Origin of the sequence: Pseudomonas sp. IT-P100 (assembly GCF_949767185.1) — a bacterium.
GTDB classification, from domain to species: Bacteria; Pseudomonadota; Gammaproteobacteria; order Pseudomonadales; family Pseudomonadaceae; genus Aquipseudomonas; species Aquipseudomonas fluorescens_B.
The window spans coordinates 309,856-326,852 of sequence record NZ_CATKQK010000011.1 but is presented as its reverse complement, the minus strand read 5'-3'; the positions used below and the strand labels follow the sequence as shown (position 1 = coordinate 326,852).

Sequence of the window (16,997 nt, the reverse complement as noted above, 5' to 3'; positions counted from 1 at the left end):
GAACATGTTGCGTATCCTGCTGATCAACGACACCGCGAAGAAAGTCGGCCGGCTGAAAGCGGCCCTGACCGAAGCCGGGTTCGAGGTGATCGACGAATCCGGCCTGACCATCGACCTGCCCGCGCGCGTCGAAACGGTGCGTCCGGACGTCATCCTGATCGATACCGAGTCACCGGGCCGCGATGTGATGGAGCAAGTGGTGCTGGTATCCCGCGACCAGCCGCGGCCGATCGTGATGTTTACCGACGAACATGACCCCGATGTGATGCGCCAGGCGATCAAGTCCGGGGTCAGCGCCTACATTGTCGAAGGCATTCACGCACAACGCTTGCAGCCGATTCTCGACGTGGCCATGGCGCGCTTCGAAAGCGACCAGGCCCTGCGCGCCCAGCTGCACGCCCGCGACCTGCAACTGGCCGAGCGCAAGCGCATCGAGCTGGCCAAGGGATTGTTGATGAAGATGAAAGACTGCAACGAGGAAGAGGCCTACACCCTCATGCGCCGCCAGGCCATGAGCCGGCAGCAGAAGTTGATTCAGGTGGCGGAGCAGATTATTGCCATGAGTGAGTTGCTGGGCTGACAAAGCAAAGATCGCAGCCTCGCCACAATTCATGATGTGGCACAGATCTCGCTAGGTAACCGCTACAGGTAACCAACGGCGGTTGCCCCACCTACGACAAAGACGTCGCTCACCTCATTTGCCCAAGGCGAATCCGGTGGCGGCGTTTTTTTGTTTTGGCCCCACAGCCCGGGGCCGGTGGTGCGGCCGTTGCGGCGCCCCACCTGCAAGCTCATGACTCCTTCTCGAGACGACTCACAGCTGAGGTGCGCGATGAATTCAAGCTTCTGGAAATCCGGCCATACCCCGACATTGTTCGCGGCCTTCCTCTATTTCGACCTGAGTTTCATGGTCTGGTACCTGCTCGGCCCATTGGCGGTGCAAATTGCCGCCGACCTGCACCTGACCACCCAACAACGCGGCATGGTGGTTGCCACGCCGATTCTGGCGGGCGCCGTATTGCGCTTCATCATGGGCATGCTCGCCGATCGCCTGTCGCCGAAAACCGCCGGGCTGATCGGCCAGGTGATCGTCATCTGCGCCCTGTTCGGCGCCTGGAAACTGGGCATCCACACTTATGAACAAGCGCTGTTGCTGGGCCTGTTCCTCGGCATGGCCGGTGCGTCCTTCGCCGTGGCCTTGCCGCTGGCGTCGCAGTGGTATCCGCCGCAGCATCAAGGCAAGGCCATGGGCATCGCCGGGGCCGGTAACTCGGGCACTGTGCTCGCTGCGCTGATCGCTCCGGTGCTGGCCGCAGCGTTTGGCTGGAGCAACGTGTTCGGCTTCGCCCTGATTCCGCTGATCCTGACCATTATCGTCTTCGCCTGGCTGGCCAAAAATGCCCCTGAACGGCCGAAAGCCAAGTCGATGTCCGACTACTTCAAGGCCCTGGGTGACCGTGACAGTTGGTGGTTCATGTTTTTCTACAGCGTGACCTTCGGCGGCTTCATCGGCCTGGCCAGCGCCCTGCCCGGCTACTTCAACGACCAATATGGCCTGAGCCCGGTCACCGCCGGTTACTACACGGCGGCCTGCGTGTTTGGCGGCAGTCTGATGCGTCCCTTGGGTGGTGCGCTGGCGGACCGTTTCGGCGGGATTCGCACGTTGCTGGCGATGTACACGGTGGCGGCGATCTGCATTGCGGCGGTGGGTTTCAACTTGCCGAGTTCCTATGCGGCGCTGGCACTTTTTGTGTGCACCATGCTCGGTCTGGGTGCGGGTAACGGCGCTGTTTTCCAATTGGTCCCACAACGCTTTCGTCGTGAGATCGGCGTGATGACCGGTTTGATCGGTATGGCCGGTGGCATCGGCGGTTTCGCCCTCGCGGCGGGCATGGGTGCGATCAAGCAAAGCACCGGCAGCTATCAACTGGCCCTGTGGTTGTTCGCCAGTCTTGGCGTCCTCGCCTGGTTCGGCCTGCACGGCGTGAAACGTCGCTGGAGGACCACCTGGGGCTCCGCGGCCGTCACCGCCGCGCGGGTGTGAGGGCTGAATGAGCCTGCAACTGAGTTTCGCCGAAGCCAGCGCCATGGGGCCGCGCGAGGAGAATCAGGACGCCCTGCGCCTGGTCACTCCCGCGCCGGCGCTGGCGGCGAGCAAGGGCTACCTGTTCGCCATCGCCGACGGCGTCAGCCAGTGCGCCGATGGCGGGCTCGCCGCCCGTTCGACCTTGCAGGCGCTGGCGCTGGACTATTACGCCACCCCGGAAACCTGGGGCGTCGCCCAGGCACTGGACCGCCTGCTACTGGCACAGAATCGCTGGCTGCAGGCCAATGGCGGTGGGCAACCGCTGCTCACGACCGTCAGTGCCCTGGTCATGCGCGGCAGGCGATTTACCCTGGCGCACGTCGGTGACTGCAGGGTTTATCGCTGGCACGCCGATCACTTGCAACGGATCAGCGAAGACCACGTCTGGGACCAACCGGGCATGCAGCATGTGCTCAAACGGGCGCTGGGCCTCGATCAGCATCTGGTGCTGGATTTTCTCGATGGCGAGTTGCGCCAGGATGAGAGTTTCGTGCTGCTCAGCGATGGCATCTGGGCTGTGCTGGGTGACACCGCGATTGCGGCGATCCTGCGCGATCAACCGGATCTGCGCAGCGCGGCACACACCCTGGTGAGTGCCGCGCATCTTGCGGGCAGTCAGGACAATGCCAGCGCTTTGCTGGTGCGGGTCGACGCACTCGGTGAAACGAGTATCGGCGACGCGCTGATTCATCTGCAGCAATGGCCACTGCCGCCGGCGCTGAAACCGGGCCAGTCCTTTGAGGGGTGGCAGGTAGAAACGATACTCGGGCAGAGCCAGCAGTCCCTGCTTTACCGGGTGCGCGACGCTCAGCAACAACCCTGGCTGCTGAAAACCTTGCCCGCGGCACTGCGCGACGATCACCTGGCCGGGCAGGCATTGCTGTCGGAAGAGTGGTTTCTCAAGCGTGTGGCCGGCCGGCATTTTCCTGAAGTCCATGCCGCCCATCAGCGTCAGCATTTGTACTACGTGATGCGTGAATATTCCGGGTCTACCCTGGCACAACTGAGCGCGCGAAACGCAATGTTGCCCATGGCTCAATGGCAGGACCTGGCGGAACGTTTGCTGCGGGCAGTCGGCATGCTGCATCGCCGGCAGATTCTCCATCGCGACATCAAACCGGAAAACCTGCTGCTGGGGGACGACGGCGAGCTGCGCCTGCTGGACTTCGGCCTCGCCTACTGCCCCGGTCTGTCTGAAGACCAGGCCTCGACCCTGCCTGGAACGCCCAGTTATATCGCGCCGGAAGCCTTTCGCGGCGATCCGCCGTCGGCGCAACAGGATTTGTATGCGGTCGGCGTGACCTTGTATTTCCTGCTCACCGGGCATTATCCCTACGGCGAAATCGAAGCGTTCCAGCGACCGCGGTTCGGTGCACCGGTCAGTGCCAGTCGCTACCGGCCCGACCTGTCCGAGTGGATCGCGCAAAGTCTGGAGCGCGCGGTGGCGGCGAACCCGGATGAGCGATATGAAACGGCGGAAGAATGGTTGCTGGTACTGGAACAGGGCGAGCGGCGCAGTTTGAGTGTGCGGCCAAGGCCTTTGCTGGAACGCGAGCCGGTGAAAGTCTGGCGGACGTTGGCGCTGGGGTCGTTGCTGGTAAATCTGGTGCTGTTGTTTCTGGTTCTCCATTCATCCTGATTCGAACAGATCCTATGTGGCGAGGGAGCGGGAGCGAGCTCCCTCGCCACAGGTTCGCATGCTCCAGTACCGGGCAAGCCGCCTCTAATCAGTGCAGAAAATTTGAATCGGTTCCTCAAATGCCCTCCCGCAGCCCCGTAAATCCCTTCCTTGAATAACTTGGCACAACCACTGCATTACCTCTTTCAACTTACATAAAGCCCAGCCTTCAAAGACGAAGGATGCGCTTCCCGAAGTAACGGGACCAGGACAAAGGCGTCCTCGCTAGGCAACTAGCGGGACGCCTTTTTTTGTTTGCGCGAAATGTGTTCCGAGCACCCGGAGAACCTGATGAAAAAACTAAACCTGGTGATGATCGGCAATGGCATGGCCGGGGTTCGGACCCTGGAAGAGTTGCTCAAGCTGAGCAACGAGCTGTACGACATCACCGTCTTCGGCGCCGAACCGCATACCAACTACAACCGCATTATGCTGTCGCCCGTACTGGCCGGCGAACAAACCTTCGAAGAGATCGTGCTCAACGACCTGGACTGGTACCTCGACAACAACATCAAGTTGCTGCTCAACCGCAAAGTGGTGGAGATCGACCGGGTCAAACGCCGGGTCATCGCCGACGACGGCACCGAGGCCGAGTACGACCGCCTGCTGATCGCCACCGGTTCGACTCCGTTTATCCTGCCGATCCCCGGCAACACTTTGCATGGCGTGATCGGCTACCGCGACATCGCCGATACCCAGGCCATGATCAACACCGCCAAAACCCACGAGCACGCCGTGGTCATCGGCGGCGGCCTGTTGGGTCTGGAAGCGGCCAACGGCCTGATGCTGCGCGGCATGCACGTCACCGTGGTGCACAACGGTGAGTGGTTGCTGGAGCGGCAACTGGACAACGTCAGCGGCCAAATGCTGCAAACCGCGCTTGAGGCTCGTGGCCTGAAGTTTCGCCTTCGCGAGCAAACCCGGGCCCTGCACGATGCCGGCAATGGCCGGGTCGGCTCGGTCGAGTTCCACAATGGCGACATCATTCCCGCCGATCTGGTGGTGATGGCGGCCGGCATTCGCCCTGCGAGCGAACTGGCGGAAAAGTCCGGCCTCCCCTGCAATCGCGGGATTCTGGTCAGCGACACGATGCAAACCTACGATCCGCGGGTCTACGCCATCGGCGAATGCGCCAGCCACCGTGGCATCGCCTATGGCCTGGTCGCGCCGCTGTTCGAACAGGCCAGGGTCTGCGCCAACCATCTCGCCCGGCTGGGGTTCGCCACCTACAAGGGCTCGGTGACCTCGACCAAATTGAAAGTCACCGGCATCGACCTGTTTTCCGCCGGCGACTTCATGGGCGGCGAAGGCACCGAAACCATCACCCTCTCCGACCCCATCAGCGGGATTTACAAGAAGCTGGTCATCAAGGATGACGTGCTGGTCGGGGCCTGCCTGTACGGCGATACGGCAGATGGCGGTTGGTACTTCCGGCAGATTCGTGAGAACCAGGACATCGGCGAGCGCCGCGATCACCTGATGTTTGGTGAAACCTTGAAGGAAGCCAGTTGATGAACCGCCAGATCACCGCCTCCACCTGCTGCTATTGCGGAGTCGGCTGCGGCGTGCTGATCGAGCATGACGGCGAGCGCATCCTCGGCGTCAACGGCGATCCGGCCCACCCGGCCAACTTCGGCAAACTGTGCAGCAAGGGTTCGACCCTGCACCTGACCGGTGACCTCGCGGCCCGAGCGCTGTATCCGGAACTGCGCCTCGGCAAGGGCCTGGCCCGCAGCCGCACCGATTGGGACACGGCCCTTGATCACGCTGCCAGCGTCTTCGCCAAAACCATCGCCGAACACGGCCCGGACAGCGTGGCGTTTTACATTTCCGGGCAACTGCTGACCGAGGATTACTACAGTTTCAACAAACTGGCGCGAGCACTGGTCGGTACCAACAACATCGACAGCAATTCGCGGTTGTGCATGTCCTCGGCAGTGGTCGGCTACAAGCGCAGCCTCGGTGCCGATGCACCGCCATGCAGCTACGAAGACCTGGAATCCAGCGACTGCGTGATGATCGTCGGCAGCAACATGGCCTACGCCCACCCGGTACTGTTTCGGCGCCTCGAAGAGGCAAAATCCCGCCGGCCACAGATGAAAGTCATCGTCATCGACCCGCGTCGCACCGACACCTGCGACTTGGCTGACCTGCATCTGGCGATTCTTCCGGGCACCGATGTCGCGTTGTTCCATGGGATCTTGTACCTGTTGCTGTGGGAAGGCTGGATCGACCGCGATTTCATCAAGGCCCACACCGAAGGGCTGGCCGAACTGAAAGACCTGGTTCGCGATTACACGCCACCAATGGTTTCGCAGCTGTGCGGGATCAGCGTTGAACAACTGCAACAATGTGCCGAGTGGGTGGGTACCTCGCCGAGTTTCCTGTCGTTGTGGTGCATGGGCTTGAACCAGTCCACCGCCGGAAGCGCGAAAAACAGCGCGCTGATCAACCTTCACCTCGCCACCGGGCAGATTGGCCGTCCGGGTGCAGGACCTTTCTCCCTGACCGGCCAGCCGAATGCCATGGGGGGACGGGAAACTGGCAGTTTGTCGAACTTGCTGCCCGGCCATCGCGAAGCGGCCAATGCCGAGCACCGCGCGGAAGTGGCCGCCTACTGGGGCGTTGACCAATTGCCTGAACGCACCGGGCTCAGCGCGATCGAGCTGTTTGAGCAGGTTCGTAGCGGAACCGTCAAAGCCCTGTGGATTGCCTGCACCAACCCCGCGCAATCGATGCCGGACCAGACCGCCGTGCGCGCAGCGCTGGAAGCCTGCCCGTTCGTGGTGTTGCAGGAAGCCTTTCGCACCACCGAAACCGCCGCGTTCGCCGACCTGCTGTTGCCTGCCGCCAGCTGGGGTGAAAAGGAAGGGACGGTCACCAATTCCGAACGGCGGATTTCCCATGTCCGCCGTGCGATTGTCGCCCCCGGTGAAGCGCGTTCCGACTGGGCGATCACGGTAGATTTCGCACAGCGCCTGGAAAAACATCTGCGTCCCGATCAAGCCAGTCTGTTTGCGTTCGAGACCCCGGCGCAGATCTTCGATGAGTACAAGCAATTGACTCGCGGCCGTGATCTGGACTTGTCCGGCATCAGCCATGAGCTGATCGACCGTCTCGGGCCGCAGCAATGGCCATTTCCTGCAAACGCCAGTGAAGGTACGACCCGATTGTACGTGGACGGTATTTTCCCGACCGCCAGCGGACGCGCCCGGTTCATCGCCGATCCGTATCTTGCCGCCCGGGAACAACGTGATGGGGAATTCCCGCTGACCCTGATCACCGGCCGCCTGCGCGATCAATGGCACGGCATGAGCCGCACCGGTACGGCCGCGCAGTTGTTCGGTCATGTCAGTGAAGCCGTGTTGAGCCTGCACCCGGATGACCTGCACCGCCATGGACTGCAACCCGGTGAGCTGGTCAGCCTGAAAAGCCGTCGCGGCGCGCTCATTGTTGCCGTCGGCAGTGACGACAGTGTGCGTCCTGGCCAGGCCTTCCTGCCCATGCACTGGGGCGATCGCTTCCTGAAGGGTGGTGTCAATTCGATCACCCAACCGGCTTTTGATCCATTGTCGAAACAACCGGAACTCAAACACACCGGAGTAAGAGTTGACCCGGTAAACCTGCCCTGGAACCTTTTCGCCTTGGTCGAGGGCGATATCCAACAGCATTTTGAGACGCTACGACCACTCTGCGAGGCGTTTTCCTACGCCAGCCTCAGCCTTGTTGGCCGTGAACGCCCCGCGCTGCTCATACGCGCTTCCAGCGCCACAGCGCCAGACCCGCAATTACTGCGTGATATCGACCACTGCCTGAGGCTCAACGAGGGTCCGGTACTGGCCTACGACGACCCTCGGCGCTCCATCGGTAAACGGGTGCGGATCGAGAACGGCCGAATTACCTCGATTCGTCTCGCTGGCGAAACCCTCGCCCAGCACTGGCTGCAGGACCTCTGGCACGAAGGTCGCGTCGACCAGCAACTGCGGCGCTGGCTGCTTGCACCGCTGAGCGCGCCGCCTGGTAACGCCAGCGCCCCGGCCGCCGGCACCAAAACCCTGTGCAACTGCAAAAACGTCAGCCAGAACGCGGTCTGCGCCGGCATCCGTCGAGGCCTGGACTTGCAAGGTTTGAAACAAGAATTGGGCTGCGGCACGCAATGCGGCTCCTGCGTCCCGGAAATAAAGCGTTTGTTGGCCGCCACTGCGCAGCCGATCGCCGTCATCTCGTGAGGAAAACACTATGAACGCAAAAGTCTGGCTGGTGGGTGCAGGTCCTGGCGACCCGGAATTGCTGACCCTCAAGGCTGTTCGAGCGTTGAGCGAAGCCGATGTGGTGTTGATCGACGATCTGGTGAACGAAGCGGTGCTGGAGCATTGTCCACGGGCGCGAATCATTGCCGTGGGCAAACGCGGTGGCTGTCGCTCCACGCCTCAGGCGTTCATTCATCGATTGATGCTGCGTTATGCCCGTCAGGGCAAATGCGTGGTGCGGCTCAAGGGCGGCGACCCGTGCATTTTTGGTCGCGGCGGTGAAGAGGCCCAGTGGCTGCGCGAGCGCGGGGTCGATGTCGAGCTGGTCAATGGCATCACCGCCGGACTCGCCGGTGCAACGCAATGCGATATTCCGTTGACGCTACGGGGCGTTGCGCGCGGTGTGACGCTGGTGACGGCCCACACTCAGGATGGCAGCAGCCTGAACTGGCAAGCCCTCGCCCAAGGCGGCACGACATTGGTGGTTTATATGGGCGTGGCGAAGCTGAGTGAAATTCGCGAGCAGTTGCTGATTGGCGGGATGGCGGCAGATACACCGGTGGCGATGATTGAAAACGCGTCCCTGCCACACCAGCGGGAATGCCGCAGCGATCTGACGGCGATGGAAGAAGATGCCTACGCCTTTGAGCTGAAAAGCCCGGCCATTCTGGTGATTGGCGCGGTGGCGGCTGACGAGCAGATCAAAAGATCGCAGCCTGCGGCAGCTCCTACATTGGCCCTGCGTACATCCTTGTAGGAGCTGCCGCAGGCTGCGATCTTTTCGCCACGCCGCAGATCCAATGCTGGAACCCAAATCGCAGGCAAAGAAAAGCCCGGCCTAAGCCGGGCTTTTCTCAGAGCTGCGGGCTAATTACTTAGCTTGAGCTTCAACCTGCGCTTCTACGCGACGGTTTACAGCGCGACCAGCTTCAGTTTTGTTGTCAGCAACTGGGCGGGATTCGCCGTAGCCAACAGACTGAACGCGGGACGATTCAACACCGTACTGGTTGGTCAGAACTTGCTTAACGGCGTTTGCACGACGCTCGGACAGTTTCTGGTTGTAAGCGTCAGGACCGACGGAGTCAGTGTGACCTTCAACAGTAGTGGTGGTGGATGGGTACTGCTTCATGAAGTCAGCCAGGTTCTTGATGTCGCCGTAGCTGTTGGTTTTAACAACAGATTTGTCGAAATCGAACTTAACGTCCAGCTCTACACGAACAACTTCAGCAACTGCTGGGCAGCCATCAGCGTCAACAGTTACGTTGGCTGGGGTGTCCGGGCACTTGTCAACGTTGTCGCAAACGCCGTCGTTGTCGCTGTCGGAGCAGACTTCAGCTGGTGCTGGAACTGGAGCGGCTGCAGGCTTGGAGCCGCCACCGAAGTTCACACCGATACCGACGCTTGGAGCCCACTCGGTGTCACCTTGGTCGATGTTGTACTGAGCTTCAACGCCGGCACGGGCGTAGAAGTTGTCAGTGAAGTACAGCTTGGCACCGCCGCCAACGTTGGCGAAAGTGGAGCCGTTACGACCACCGCGATCGTTCTGGCCGATGCTCTGATCGGAGAAACCAGCAGATACGTACGGACGCAGCATGTCGCCTGGGTTGTTGAAGTGGTACAGAGCGTCCAGGGCGGTGTTGGAGCCCTTGATGTTCTTGCCCGACTCGCTACGAACGTTGTGCACTTCGTCGTAGCCCAGACGCAGTTCAACGTCGTCGGTCAGGAAGTAACCGATCGAACCACCGAACAGGTTGCCGTCGTTTTTGAAATCGCGCTGGCTGTCGTAGTACTCTTTCTTTGCAAAGCCTTCGATTTCAACTGCGCCTTGGCCTTGTGCCAGTGCGCCGAACGAAGTGGCTGCAATAAGAGAACCAATGGCCAAGCCCAAGGTGTTTTTCAGTTTCATCCGTTAAATCCCCATCTGGTGATTGTGAAGCAGTCCCGCAAACCGGGGGACAACTCGGCGGCAAGTCTATCAGAACTTGCCTACACGTAAGAGATATTTGCGCCGAACTAAGTTTCAGCAATGCCTGCAAATTTCTCACGCAATTTGTCTAGAGCGCGTTTGTAACGCATTTTTGTTGCACTCAAACCCATGTGCATGATGTCTGCGATCTCCTGAAACTCCAGCTCTGCGACAAATCGTAGCACCAGAATTTCACGGTCAATCGGGTTCACATACACCAGCCAGCGATCAAGTCCGCCCTTCTCCTCGGGTTTCGGCGCCTTTTCTTCAGACGCTTCCTCGAGGGGGTCCAGACTCAAAGCGTCCATCAAGCGACGCTTTCGCCGTTCTTTCCGATACTGCGTGATGCACTCGTTGTACGTGATGCTATATAGCCATGTCTTGAACTTCGATTTCCCCTCGAAGTTCTTCAGTCCATACAGCACCTTCAACATCACTTCCTGACAGACATCGTCTGCATCGCGATCGTTCCCAAGATATCGTGCACAGACGTTAAATAATGTTCGTTGGTAACGCCGCATCAATTCTTCATAGGCGCGCGTTACGTGAAACAGCTCGGTATGCGAGCGCGCGACCAACTCCTCATCAGAGAGCTCGCGGGGGTCGTAGCGCGTGGAGAGCGATTGAGCTTTATTCAAAACAAGTCGGGCCGACAGTCAGGTCAATGTCCGCCGCAGCCCTTCAGGGCATTTTGCGGCGGCATACATTAGCAGGGTTTGCCGGGTTAGCGGCTACTCACATGCTGCTCCAGGAGGATCCGATTGGAGAGAGAGACTAGCTCACCCTCATCGGTCAGCAATGTGGTTTTAACCGTGCCGATCTCTTCGATCTGACCTTCGACCTCGCCAACACGCACTTGTTGCCCAACCTGATACAACTCACGCACATAGATTCCCGCAAGAATCTGGCCGGCAATTTCCCGGCTTCCCAACCCCATGGCCAGCGCAACCGCCAGACCAACGGTTATCAATACGATCACGATCACATGGTTCAGCAGGTCAGTCTTGACCTCCAACTGGCTGATCGCGACCGAAATACTGATGATAATGACCAGGCCCTGGGCAATTCGCCCCAACCCTGCAGCGTAATCCAGCCCTACGCCTTCTGCCGCGCCACGCACCAGCCCATTGGCCAGTTGAGCCAGTAAAACACCCACCAGCAGCACCAACGCAGCGCCGAAAACTTTCGGCAAATACAGAGCAAGCATGTCCAGCGTAGCTGAAACTCGCTCAAGTCCAAGGGATTCTGCGGCCGAAACCAGAAAAATCAGCAGAACGAACCAGTAGACGATTTTACCGATCAGCGTCGAAATCGGTACTTGAAGGCCGGCCCGGGACAGCAATTTTGTCAGACCGGTGCCGCCCATCAAGCGATCGAGACCGAGCTTGGCGAGCAACTTCGACAGCAAAGTATCCAAAAGTTTCGCAACGACGAAACCCAACAGCAGCACGACCAGTGCGCCGAACAGGTTCGGAATGAAATTCGCAACCTTGGTCCATAACGCAGTCATTGCAGTGACGAGGCTCTGAGTCCAGAGATCAAGTTCCATATTCAATCAGCCTTATCAGCAGTGCGAACGGTAGGTTTACGGTGACGGGAAACCGGCGAAACGTGCGCCGATCCGTTATTCAGGGCGATCATCAGCGCGGGCAACCAGCGGCCCAGCAGGCTGAAAAGATCACCGGCGCCGACCTGGCGATTGGCGGTTTTCAGGACACGGCCCAGACACGCATCGTCGTCCCGAGTGGACGGCGAGGCGTTCAGCATGTCGCGCAAAGACTGTTCAAACGGATCGTGCATACGCACCTCTCGTGATGTCTGTGAAAGACGCGGCCAGATTTGCACGGGTCACATGGCTCATCATCAGACCCAGCGCAAACGTCGGAATAACCACCACTGCCCCAGTGCCACCGAAACCATCATCAGGCAGGCAATCAGGAAGCCGTAGGGGCTGGCAGAGAACGGAATTCCCCCCACGTTGATACCCAAAAGACCGGTCAGGAAACTCATCGGCAAAAAGATCCCGGTGATGATCCCGAAGCGGTACATCGTGCGGTTCATGCGCACGCTCAATCGCCGGTCTTCGGCCTCCAGGACCAGCCCCACGCGCTCCCGGGTCAACTCCAGCTCCTCAAGATAGCGGGTCAGGCTGTTGTTCAATTCGTTCCAGTAATCGCCGTCATCTTCGACAAACCAGGGTAGTTTTATCCGCGTCAGCTGTCCGAAAATATCCCGCTGCGGTGCCAGGAAACGTTTCAGCGCAGCCGCCCTCCGACGGATCTGCAAAATGGAGTCATGTTCGGGTGTATACCGTTCGTCGGTATCCAGCTTCTCTTCTTCCTCATCGACCACTTCCGAGAGGCAGCCGACCAGATCCTGCACCTTGTTGGTGAGGTACTGAGCCATATAAAGGATGAGTTCGGAGGCAGTTTTCGGTCCTTTGCCTTCGGCGAGCTGCACCAGCAATTCATCAGTGGCGCGCAACGGGCGCAGACGCAGAGAAATCACCCGCTGTGCCGAAGCAAAAATCCGCACCGACACCATGTCTTCCGGTTCCGCACCCGGATTCAGATTGACGCCGCGTAAAAATAGCAGCAGTTCGCTGTCGGAAAGCTGTAAGAGACGCGGACGGGTGTTTTCTTCCAGCAACAGATCACAGCTGAATTCACTCAGGCCGCTGGATTTGCGCAGCCAGGTCTGGGTTTGCGGGTGACTGCGATCCCAGTGCAGCCACAGGCTTTCGTGCGCCTGCAGCTGCAAATCATCGAGTTCAGTCCGGGCTATCGAACGCGCACCGCCTTTACCATCCAGCACCAGGGCATGCACCAGCCCCCACTGCGCGTTGTCTTCCTCGAACATCCTCACCCCTTTGCCTGGCTCAACGTTTATTCAGGCATCTTCAGCGGACTTGGCGAGATGATCACGCCGTTGTTGTCCGCATAGATGTACTCGCCTGGACGGAACGTCACACCGGCAAAGGTCACCACCACGTTGAGGTCGCCGAGCCCGCGCCGGTCGGATTTCCTCGGGTGGCTGGCGAGGGCCTGAACGCCCAGGTCGGTCTGCGCGATGATATCGACGTCGCGGATGCAACCGTAGATCACCAGCCCTTCCCAACCGTTGTTCGCGGCTTTCTCGGCCAGCATGTCACCCAGCAACGCATGACGCAGGGAGCCACCACCATCGACCACCAGCACCTTGCCATCGCCCTTGAGCTCGACCTGCTCCTTGACGCGCGAGTTGTCTTCGAAGCACTTGATGGTCACGATTTCGCCACCGAAGGAATCGCGGCCGCCGAAATTGCTGAACATCGGCTCCAGCACTTGCACCAGTTCAGGATAGGCGTCGCACAGGTCAGGCGTGATGTAATGGTTCATCGAGAAACTCCTGTAAAGAGGAAGACAATCGAGGATGTCGCAAAGTGACCGGAAAAGCTCAATGCGTCATATCTTAGCCGCAAGCCGATCAGAGCGAAATGCCCTTGATAGAGCATCAGGCTCAGACTGCCGCGGCCAAATCCGGCTTGTCTCCCGACAACGGCGTGTGCTGATCGGCCAACCAGCGCGCCACCAACGGCCAGACCTCAGTCTGCGCCGCTTTGCTGACGAGCATTTCCACGTGGCCGAAGTTGTCGCCAAAGCCCTGTTCGCGACCGAGGTTGATGAACTGCTTGTGCTCGGAGCCCACCTGGTCAAACAACTTGCGACAGGCCCACGCGGGATCCTGATGGTCGCCCGCCGCACTCACCGCCAACACGGGCAAGCGGACATCGGCCAATCCGGCCCACCAGTCCTTGTCGGCATCGCCAAAGCGTCCGAACAGACCGTACCAGCGCATGCTTTCCAGGGCCAGGCCAATCGGCTCGTCCTCCGGGCCGCGCTTGAGCCGTGACCCGGACAGCTGGGCGAAACGCTTGAGAATGAAGCGCCCGCTCCACTCAACCGGCGGGATCTTCAACGGCCAGTAGGTGCGACTGACTTGTGTGCCGAAGAACGCCGCAGAGGCCACCACCGGTTCACCGATGTACTCGCCACCCAGCGCCGCCGCCAGGGTTATCCCGCCCAGCGAGTGGCCGATCCAGTGCGGGACCTGGCCACTCTGCTCACGCACGAACGCGCCGATGGCTGGCAGATCGTAACGAGCGTAATCGGCGACGCGGTTTTTGCGGTAGTTCTGGTTGCGCTGGGACAGGCCATGGCCGCGCATTTCCGGAATCCATACATCGAATCCCAGGCGTGTCAGGTAAGCCCCGAGTCCCAGCCCCTTGGGAGAAAACCAGAACCGTCGATTGGAAAAACTGCCGTGCAACAGAATCACCGGCACGCCCCCGTGCGCGGGCTCATCCGCCATGCCCAATCGGGTCACGGCCAACTCCACAGTACCATCGGGACTGTTGCCGGGTTTCAAACGATAAACGTCTTCGCTCAGATCGCCGCGCCGCTCGGCGCTGATCAGGGCGACAGGAAATAGGTTGCTGCTGCTTTGCATAATGCTCTTGCACAAAAAAGGGCGGCATCCAGAGGAGCCCGCCCTACTTGAATCTTAAAGCCCCGGCCACTCGACCGAGGCTTCATTCACGAATCAGGCCGAAGCCTGACCTTCCGCCAGGAAGAACCAGGTTTCCAGTACGGAATCGGGGTTCAACGAAACGCTTTCGATACCCTGTTCCATCAGCCATTTGGCCAGATCAGGGTGGTCCGAGGGGCCCTGACCGCAAATGCCGATGTACTTGCCGGCCTTGTTGCACGCGGCAATCGCGTTCGCCAGCAGCTTCTTGACCGCCGGATTACGCTCGTCGAACAGGTGAGCGATGATCCCGGAGTCACGGTCCAGGCCCAGCGTCAACTGAGTCAGGTCGTTGGAGCCGATGGAGAAGCCGTCGAAGAATTCGAGGAACTCGTCGGCGAGGATCGCGTTGGATGGCAGTTCGCACATCATGATGATGCGCAGACCGTTCTCGCCGCGGGCCAGGCCGTTTTCTGCCAGCAGGTCGATGACCTGGCTCGCTTCGCCCAGGGTACGGACGAACGGCACCATGATTTCAACGTTGGTCAGGCCCATCTCGTTGCGCACACGCTTGAGGGCGCGGCATTCGAGCTCGAAGCAGTCGCGGAACGATTCGCTGATGTAACGCGAAGCACCACGGAAGCCCAGCATCGGGTTTTCTTCTTCCGGCTCGTAGAGCTTGCCGCCGATCAGGTTGGCGTATTCGTTGGACTTGAAGTCCGACAGACGCACGATGACCTTTTTCGGGGTGAACGCAGCGGCCAGGGTGCTGATGCCTTCAACCAGTTTGTCGACGTAGAAGCCGACCGGATCGTCGTAACCGGCGATGCGCTTGTCGACGCTGTCCTTGATGTCCTGCGGCAGGCCGTCGTAGTTCAACAGCGCTTTGGGGTGCACACCGATCATGCGGTTGATGATGAACTCAAGGCGGGCCAGGCCCACACCGGCGTTCGGCAGTTGCGCGAAGTCGAAGGCGCGGTCCGGGTTGCCGACGTTCATCATGATCTTGAATGGCAGATCAGGCATGGCATCGACGGAGTTTTTCTTGATATCGAAGCCCAGTTCGCCTTCGAAGATGTAGCCGGTGTCGCCTTCAGCGCAGGAAACGGTGACGCCCTGGCCGTCTTTCAACAGCTGGGTGGCGTTGCCGCAACCGACCACGGCCGGGATGCCCAGCTCGCGAGCGATGATCGCCGCGTGGCAGGTACGGCCGCCACGGTTGGTGACGATGGCGCTGGCGCGCTTCATGACCGGTTCCCAGTCCGGGTCGGTCATGTCGGAAACGAGAACGTCGCCCGGCTGGACTTTGTCCATCTCGGACACGTCCTTGATGATGCGAACCTTGCCGGCGCCGATGCGCTGGCCGATGGCGCGACCTTCAACCAGCACGGTGCCGGTTTCTTTCAACAGGTAACGTTCCATGACGTTGGCCTGGGTGCGGCTCTTCACGGTTTCAGGACGGGCCTGAACGATGTAGAGCTTGCCGTCGTCACCGTCTTTGGCCCATTCGATGTCCATCGGGCACTTGTAGTGCTTCTCGATGATCATCGCTTGTTTGGCCAGCTCGCTGACTTCGGCGTCGCTGAGGCAGAAACGTGCGCGATCGGCCTTGTCGACGTCGATGGTCTTGACCGACTTGCCGGCCGTGGCGACTTCGCCGTAGATCATCTTGATCGCTTTGCTGCCCAGGTTACGACGCAGGATCGCCGGACGACCGGCCTCGAGGGTTTGTTTGTGGACGTAGAATTCGTCCGGGTTCACCGCGCCTTGTACGACGGTTTCACCCAGGCCGTAGGCGCCGGTGATGAACACCACGTCACGGAAGCCCGATTCGGTATCGAGGGTGAACATCACGCCGGCGGTGCCGGTTTCGGAGCGGACCATGCGCTGCACGCCAGCCGACAGAGCCACCAGCTTGTGATCGAAGCCCTGGTGCACGCGGTAGGAAATGGCACGGTCGTTGAACAGCGAAGCGAACACCTCTTTGGCGGCGCGAATGACGTTTTCGACACCACGGATGTTCAGGAAAGTTTCCTGCTGACCGGCGAAGGAAGCGTCCGGCAGGTCTTCGGCGGTAGCGGAAGAGCGCACGGCCACGGCCATGTCAGGGTTGCCGGCCGACAGCGTGGCGAATGCGGTGCGGATCTCGGCGTTGAGCTTCTCGGGGAATTCGGCTTCCATGATCCATTGACGGATCTGGGCGCCGGTCTTGGCCAGGGCGTTGACATCATCGACGTCCAGAGCGTCGAGGGCGGCGTGGATCTGATCGTTCAGGCCGCTCAGTTCCAGAAAATCACGATAAGCCTGAGCTGTCGTGGCGAAGCCACCGGGCACCGATACACCGGCACCTGCAAGGTTACTGATCATCTCGCCCAGGGATGCGTTCTTGCCCCCTACGTGCTCCACATCATGGACGCCGAGCTTATCGAGGGAAACTACGTACTCTACCAAGGTGATCTCTCCACTAACTGTGTTGGAAAAGCTCAGAAGCCGGCGCTCCGAGGGAGCATT

General features: G+C 60.0%; 13 protein-coding genes and 1 pseudogene. 6 read left to right on the top strand and 8 right to left on the bottom strand.

The genetic code is table 11. From position 1 onward, the window contains the following. The first annotated feature begins 4 nt into the window (after positions 1-4). From ACM6IQ_RS09660 to cobA, 6 genes and pseudogenes are all read left to right on the top strand, one after another. Positions 5-580 carry an ANTAR domain-containing response regulator gene (locus ACM6IQ_RS09660; protein WP_017337471.1) on the top strand — a complete coding sequence of 192 codons (576 nt, stop codon included), beginning with the start codon at positions 5-7 and terminating at the stop codon, positions 578-580. Positions 581-832: 252 nt separating this feature from the next. Beyond that, positions 833-2,044 (top strand): nitrate/nitrite transporter, encoded by a 1,212-nt coding sequence (locus tag ACM6IQ_RS09655; protein WP_414878607.1) that lies wholly within the window; start codon positions 833-835, stop codon positions 2,042-2,044. 7 nt (positions 2,045-2,051) lie between these two features. After that, positions 2,052-3,725 carry a bifunctional protein-serine/threonine kinase/phosphatase gene (locus tag ACM6IQ_RS09650; RefSeq protein ID WP_017337468.1) on the top strand — a complete coding sequence of 558 codons (1,674 nt, stop codon included), beginning with the start codon at positions 2,052-2,054 and terminating at the stop codon, positions 3,723-3,725. A gap of 330 nt (positions 3,726-4,055) precedes the next feature. Then, positions 4,056-5,255, top strand: a pseudogene (locus ACM6IQ_RS09645) (NAD(P)/FAD-dependent oxidoreductase); the annotation flags it as partial. 20 nt (positions 5,256-5,275) lie between these two features. Further along, positions 5,276-7,993 (top strand): molybdopterin-dependent oxidoreductase, encoded by a 2,718-nt coding sequence (locus ACM6IQ_RS09640; RefSeq protein WP_414878606.1) that lies wholly within the window; start codon positions 5,276-5,278, stop codon positions 7,991-7,993. A 10-nt stretch (positions 7,994-8,003) separates the two neighbouring features. After that, positions 8,004-8,771, top strand: coding sequence for a uroporphyrinogen-III C-methyltransferase (gene cobA / locus ACM6IQ_RS09635; RefSeq protein WP_414878605.1), 768 nt, complete (start codon positions 8,004-8,006; stop codon positions 8,769-8,771). Positions 8,772-8,885: 114 nt separating this feature from the next. On the opposite strand, the gene ACM6IQ_RS09630 is transcribed toward cobA, so the two are convergent. The 8 genes from ACM6IQ_RS09630 to ppsA form a co-directional block, all read right to left on the bottom strand. Next, positions 8,886-9,920, bottom strand: a complete 1,035-nt coding sequence (locus ACM6IQ_RS09630; RefSeq protein ID WP_414878604.1) for an OmpA family protein — start codon at positions 9,918-9,920, stop codon at positions 8,886-8,888. Positions 9,921-10,027: 107 nt separating this feature from the next. After that, positions 10,028-10,618: an RNA polymerase sigma factor SigX gene (gene sigX / locus ACM6IQ_RS09625; RefSeq protein WP_017337463.1), complete on the bottom strand. Its 591-nt coding sequence runs from the start codon at positions 10,616-10,618 to the stop codon at positions 10,028-10,030. Positions 10,619-10,704: 86 nt separating this feature from the next. Beyond that, a complete protein-coding gene (locus ACM6IQ_RS09620; RefSeq protein WP_008027407.1) occupies positions 10,705-11,529 on the bottom strand; it encodes a mechanosensitive ion channel family protein in 825 nt (274 codons plus the stop codon). A gap of 2 nt (positions 11,530-11,531) precedes the next feature. Continuing rightward, positions 11,532-11,780, bottom strand: a complete 249-nt coding sequence (locus ACM6IQ_RS09615) for a hypothetical protein (RefSeq protein WP_007944521.1) — start codon at positions 11,778-11,780, stop codon at positions 11,532-11,534. A gap of 63 nt (positions 11,781-11,843) precedes the next feature. Then, on the bottom strand, positions 11,844-12,839 hold the full coding sequence (locus tag ACM6IQ_RS09610) for a zinc transporter ZntB (protein ID WP_017337462.1): 996 nt from the start codon (positions 12,837-12,839) through the stop codon (positions 11,844-11,846). Positions 12,840-12,865: 26 nt separating this feature from the next. After that, a complete protein-coding gene (gene rraA / locus ACM6IQ_RS09605) occupies positions 12,866-13,357 on the bottom strand; it encodes a ribonuclease E activity regulator RraA (protein WP_017337461.1) in 492 nt (163 codons plus the stop codon). Positions 13,358-13,478: 121 nt separating this feature from the next. Next, entirely contained in the window at positions 13,479-14,468 is a 990-nt protein-coding gene (locus tag ACM6IQ_RS09600) for an alpha/beta fold hydrolase (protein WP_017337460.1), read from the bottom strand. 93 nt (positions 14,469-14,561) lie between these two features. Further along, positions 14,562-16,937, bottom strand: a complete 2,376-nt coding sequence (ppsA, locus tag ACM6IQ_RS09595) for a phosphoenolpyruvate synthase (protein WP_017337459.1) — start codon at positions 16,935-16,937, stop codon at positions 14,562-14,564. Between the last annotated feature and the right edge of the window lie 60 nt (positions 16,938-16,997).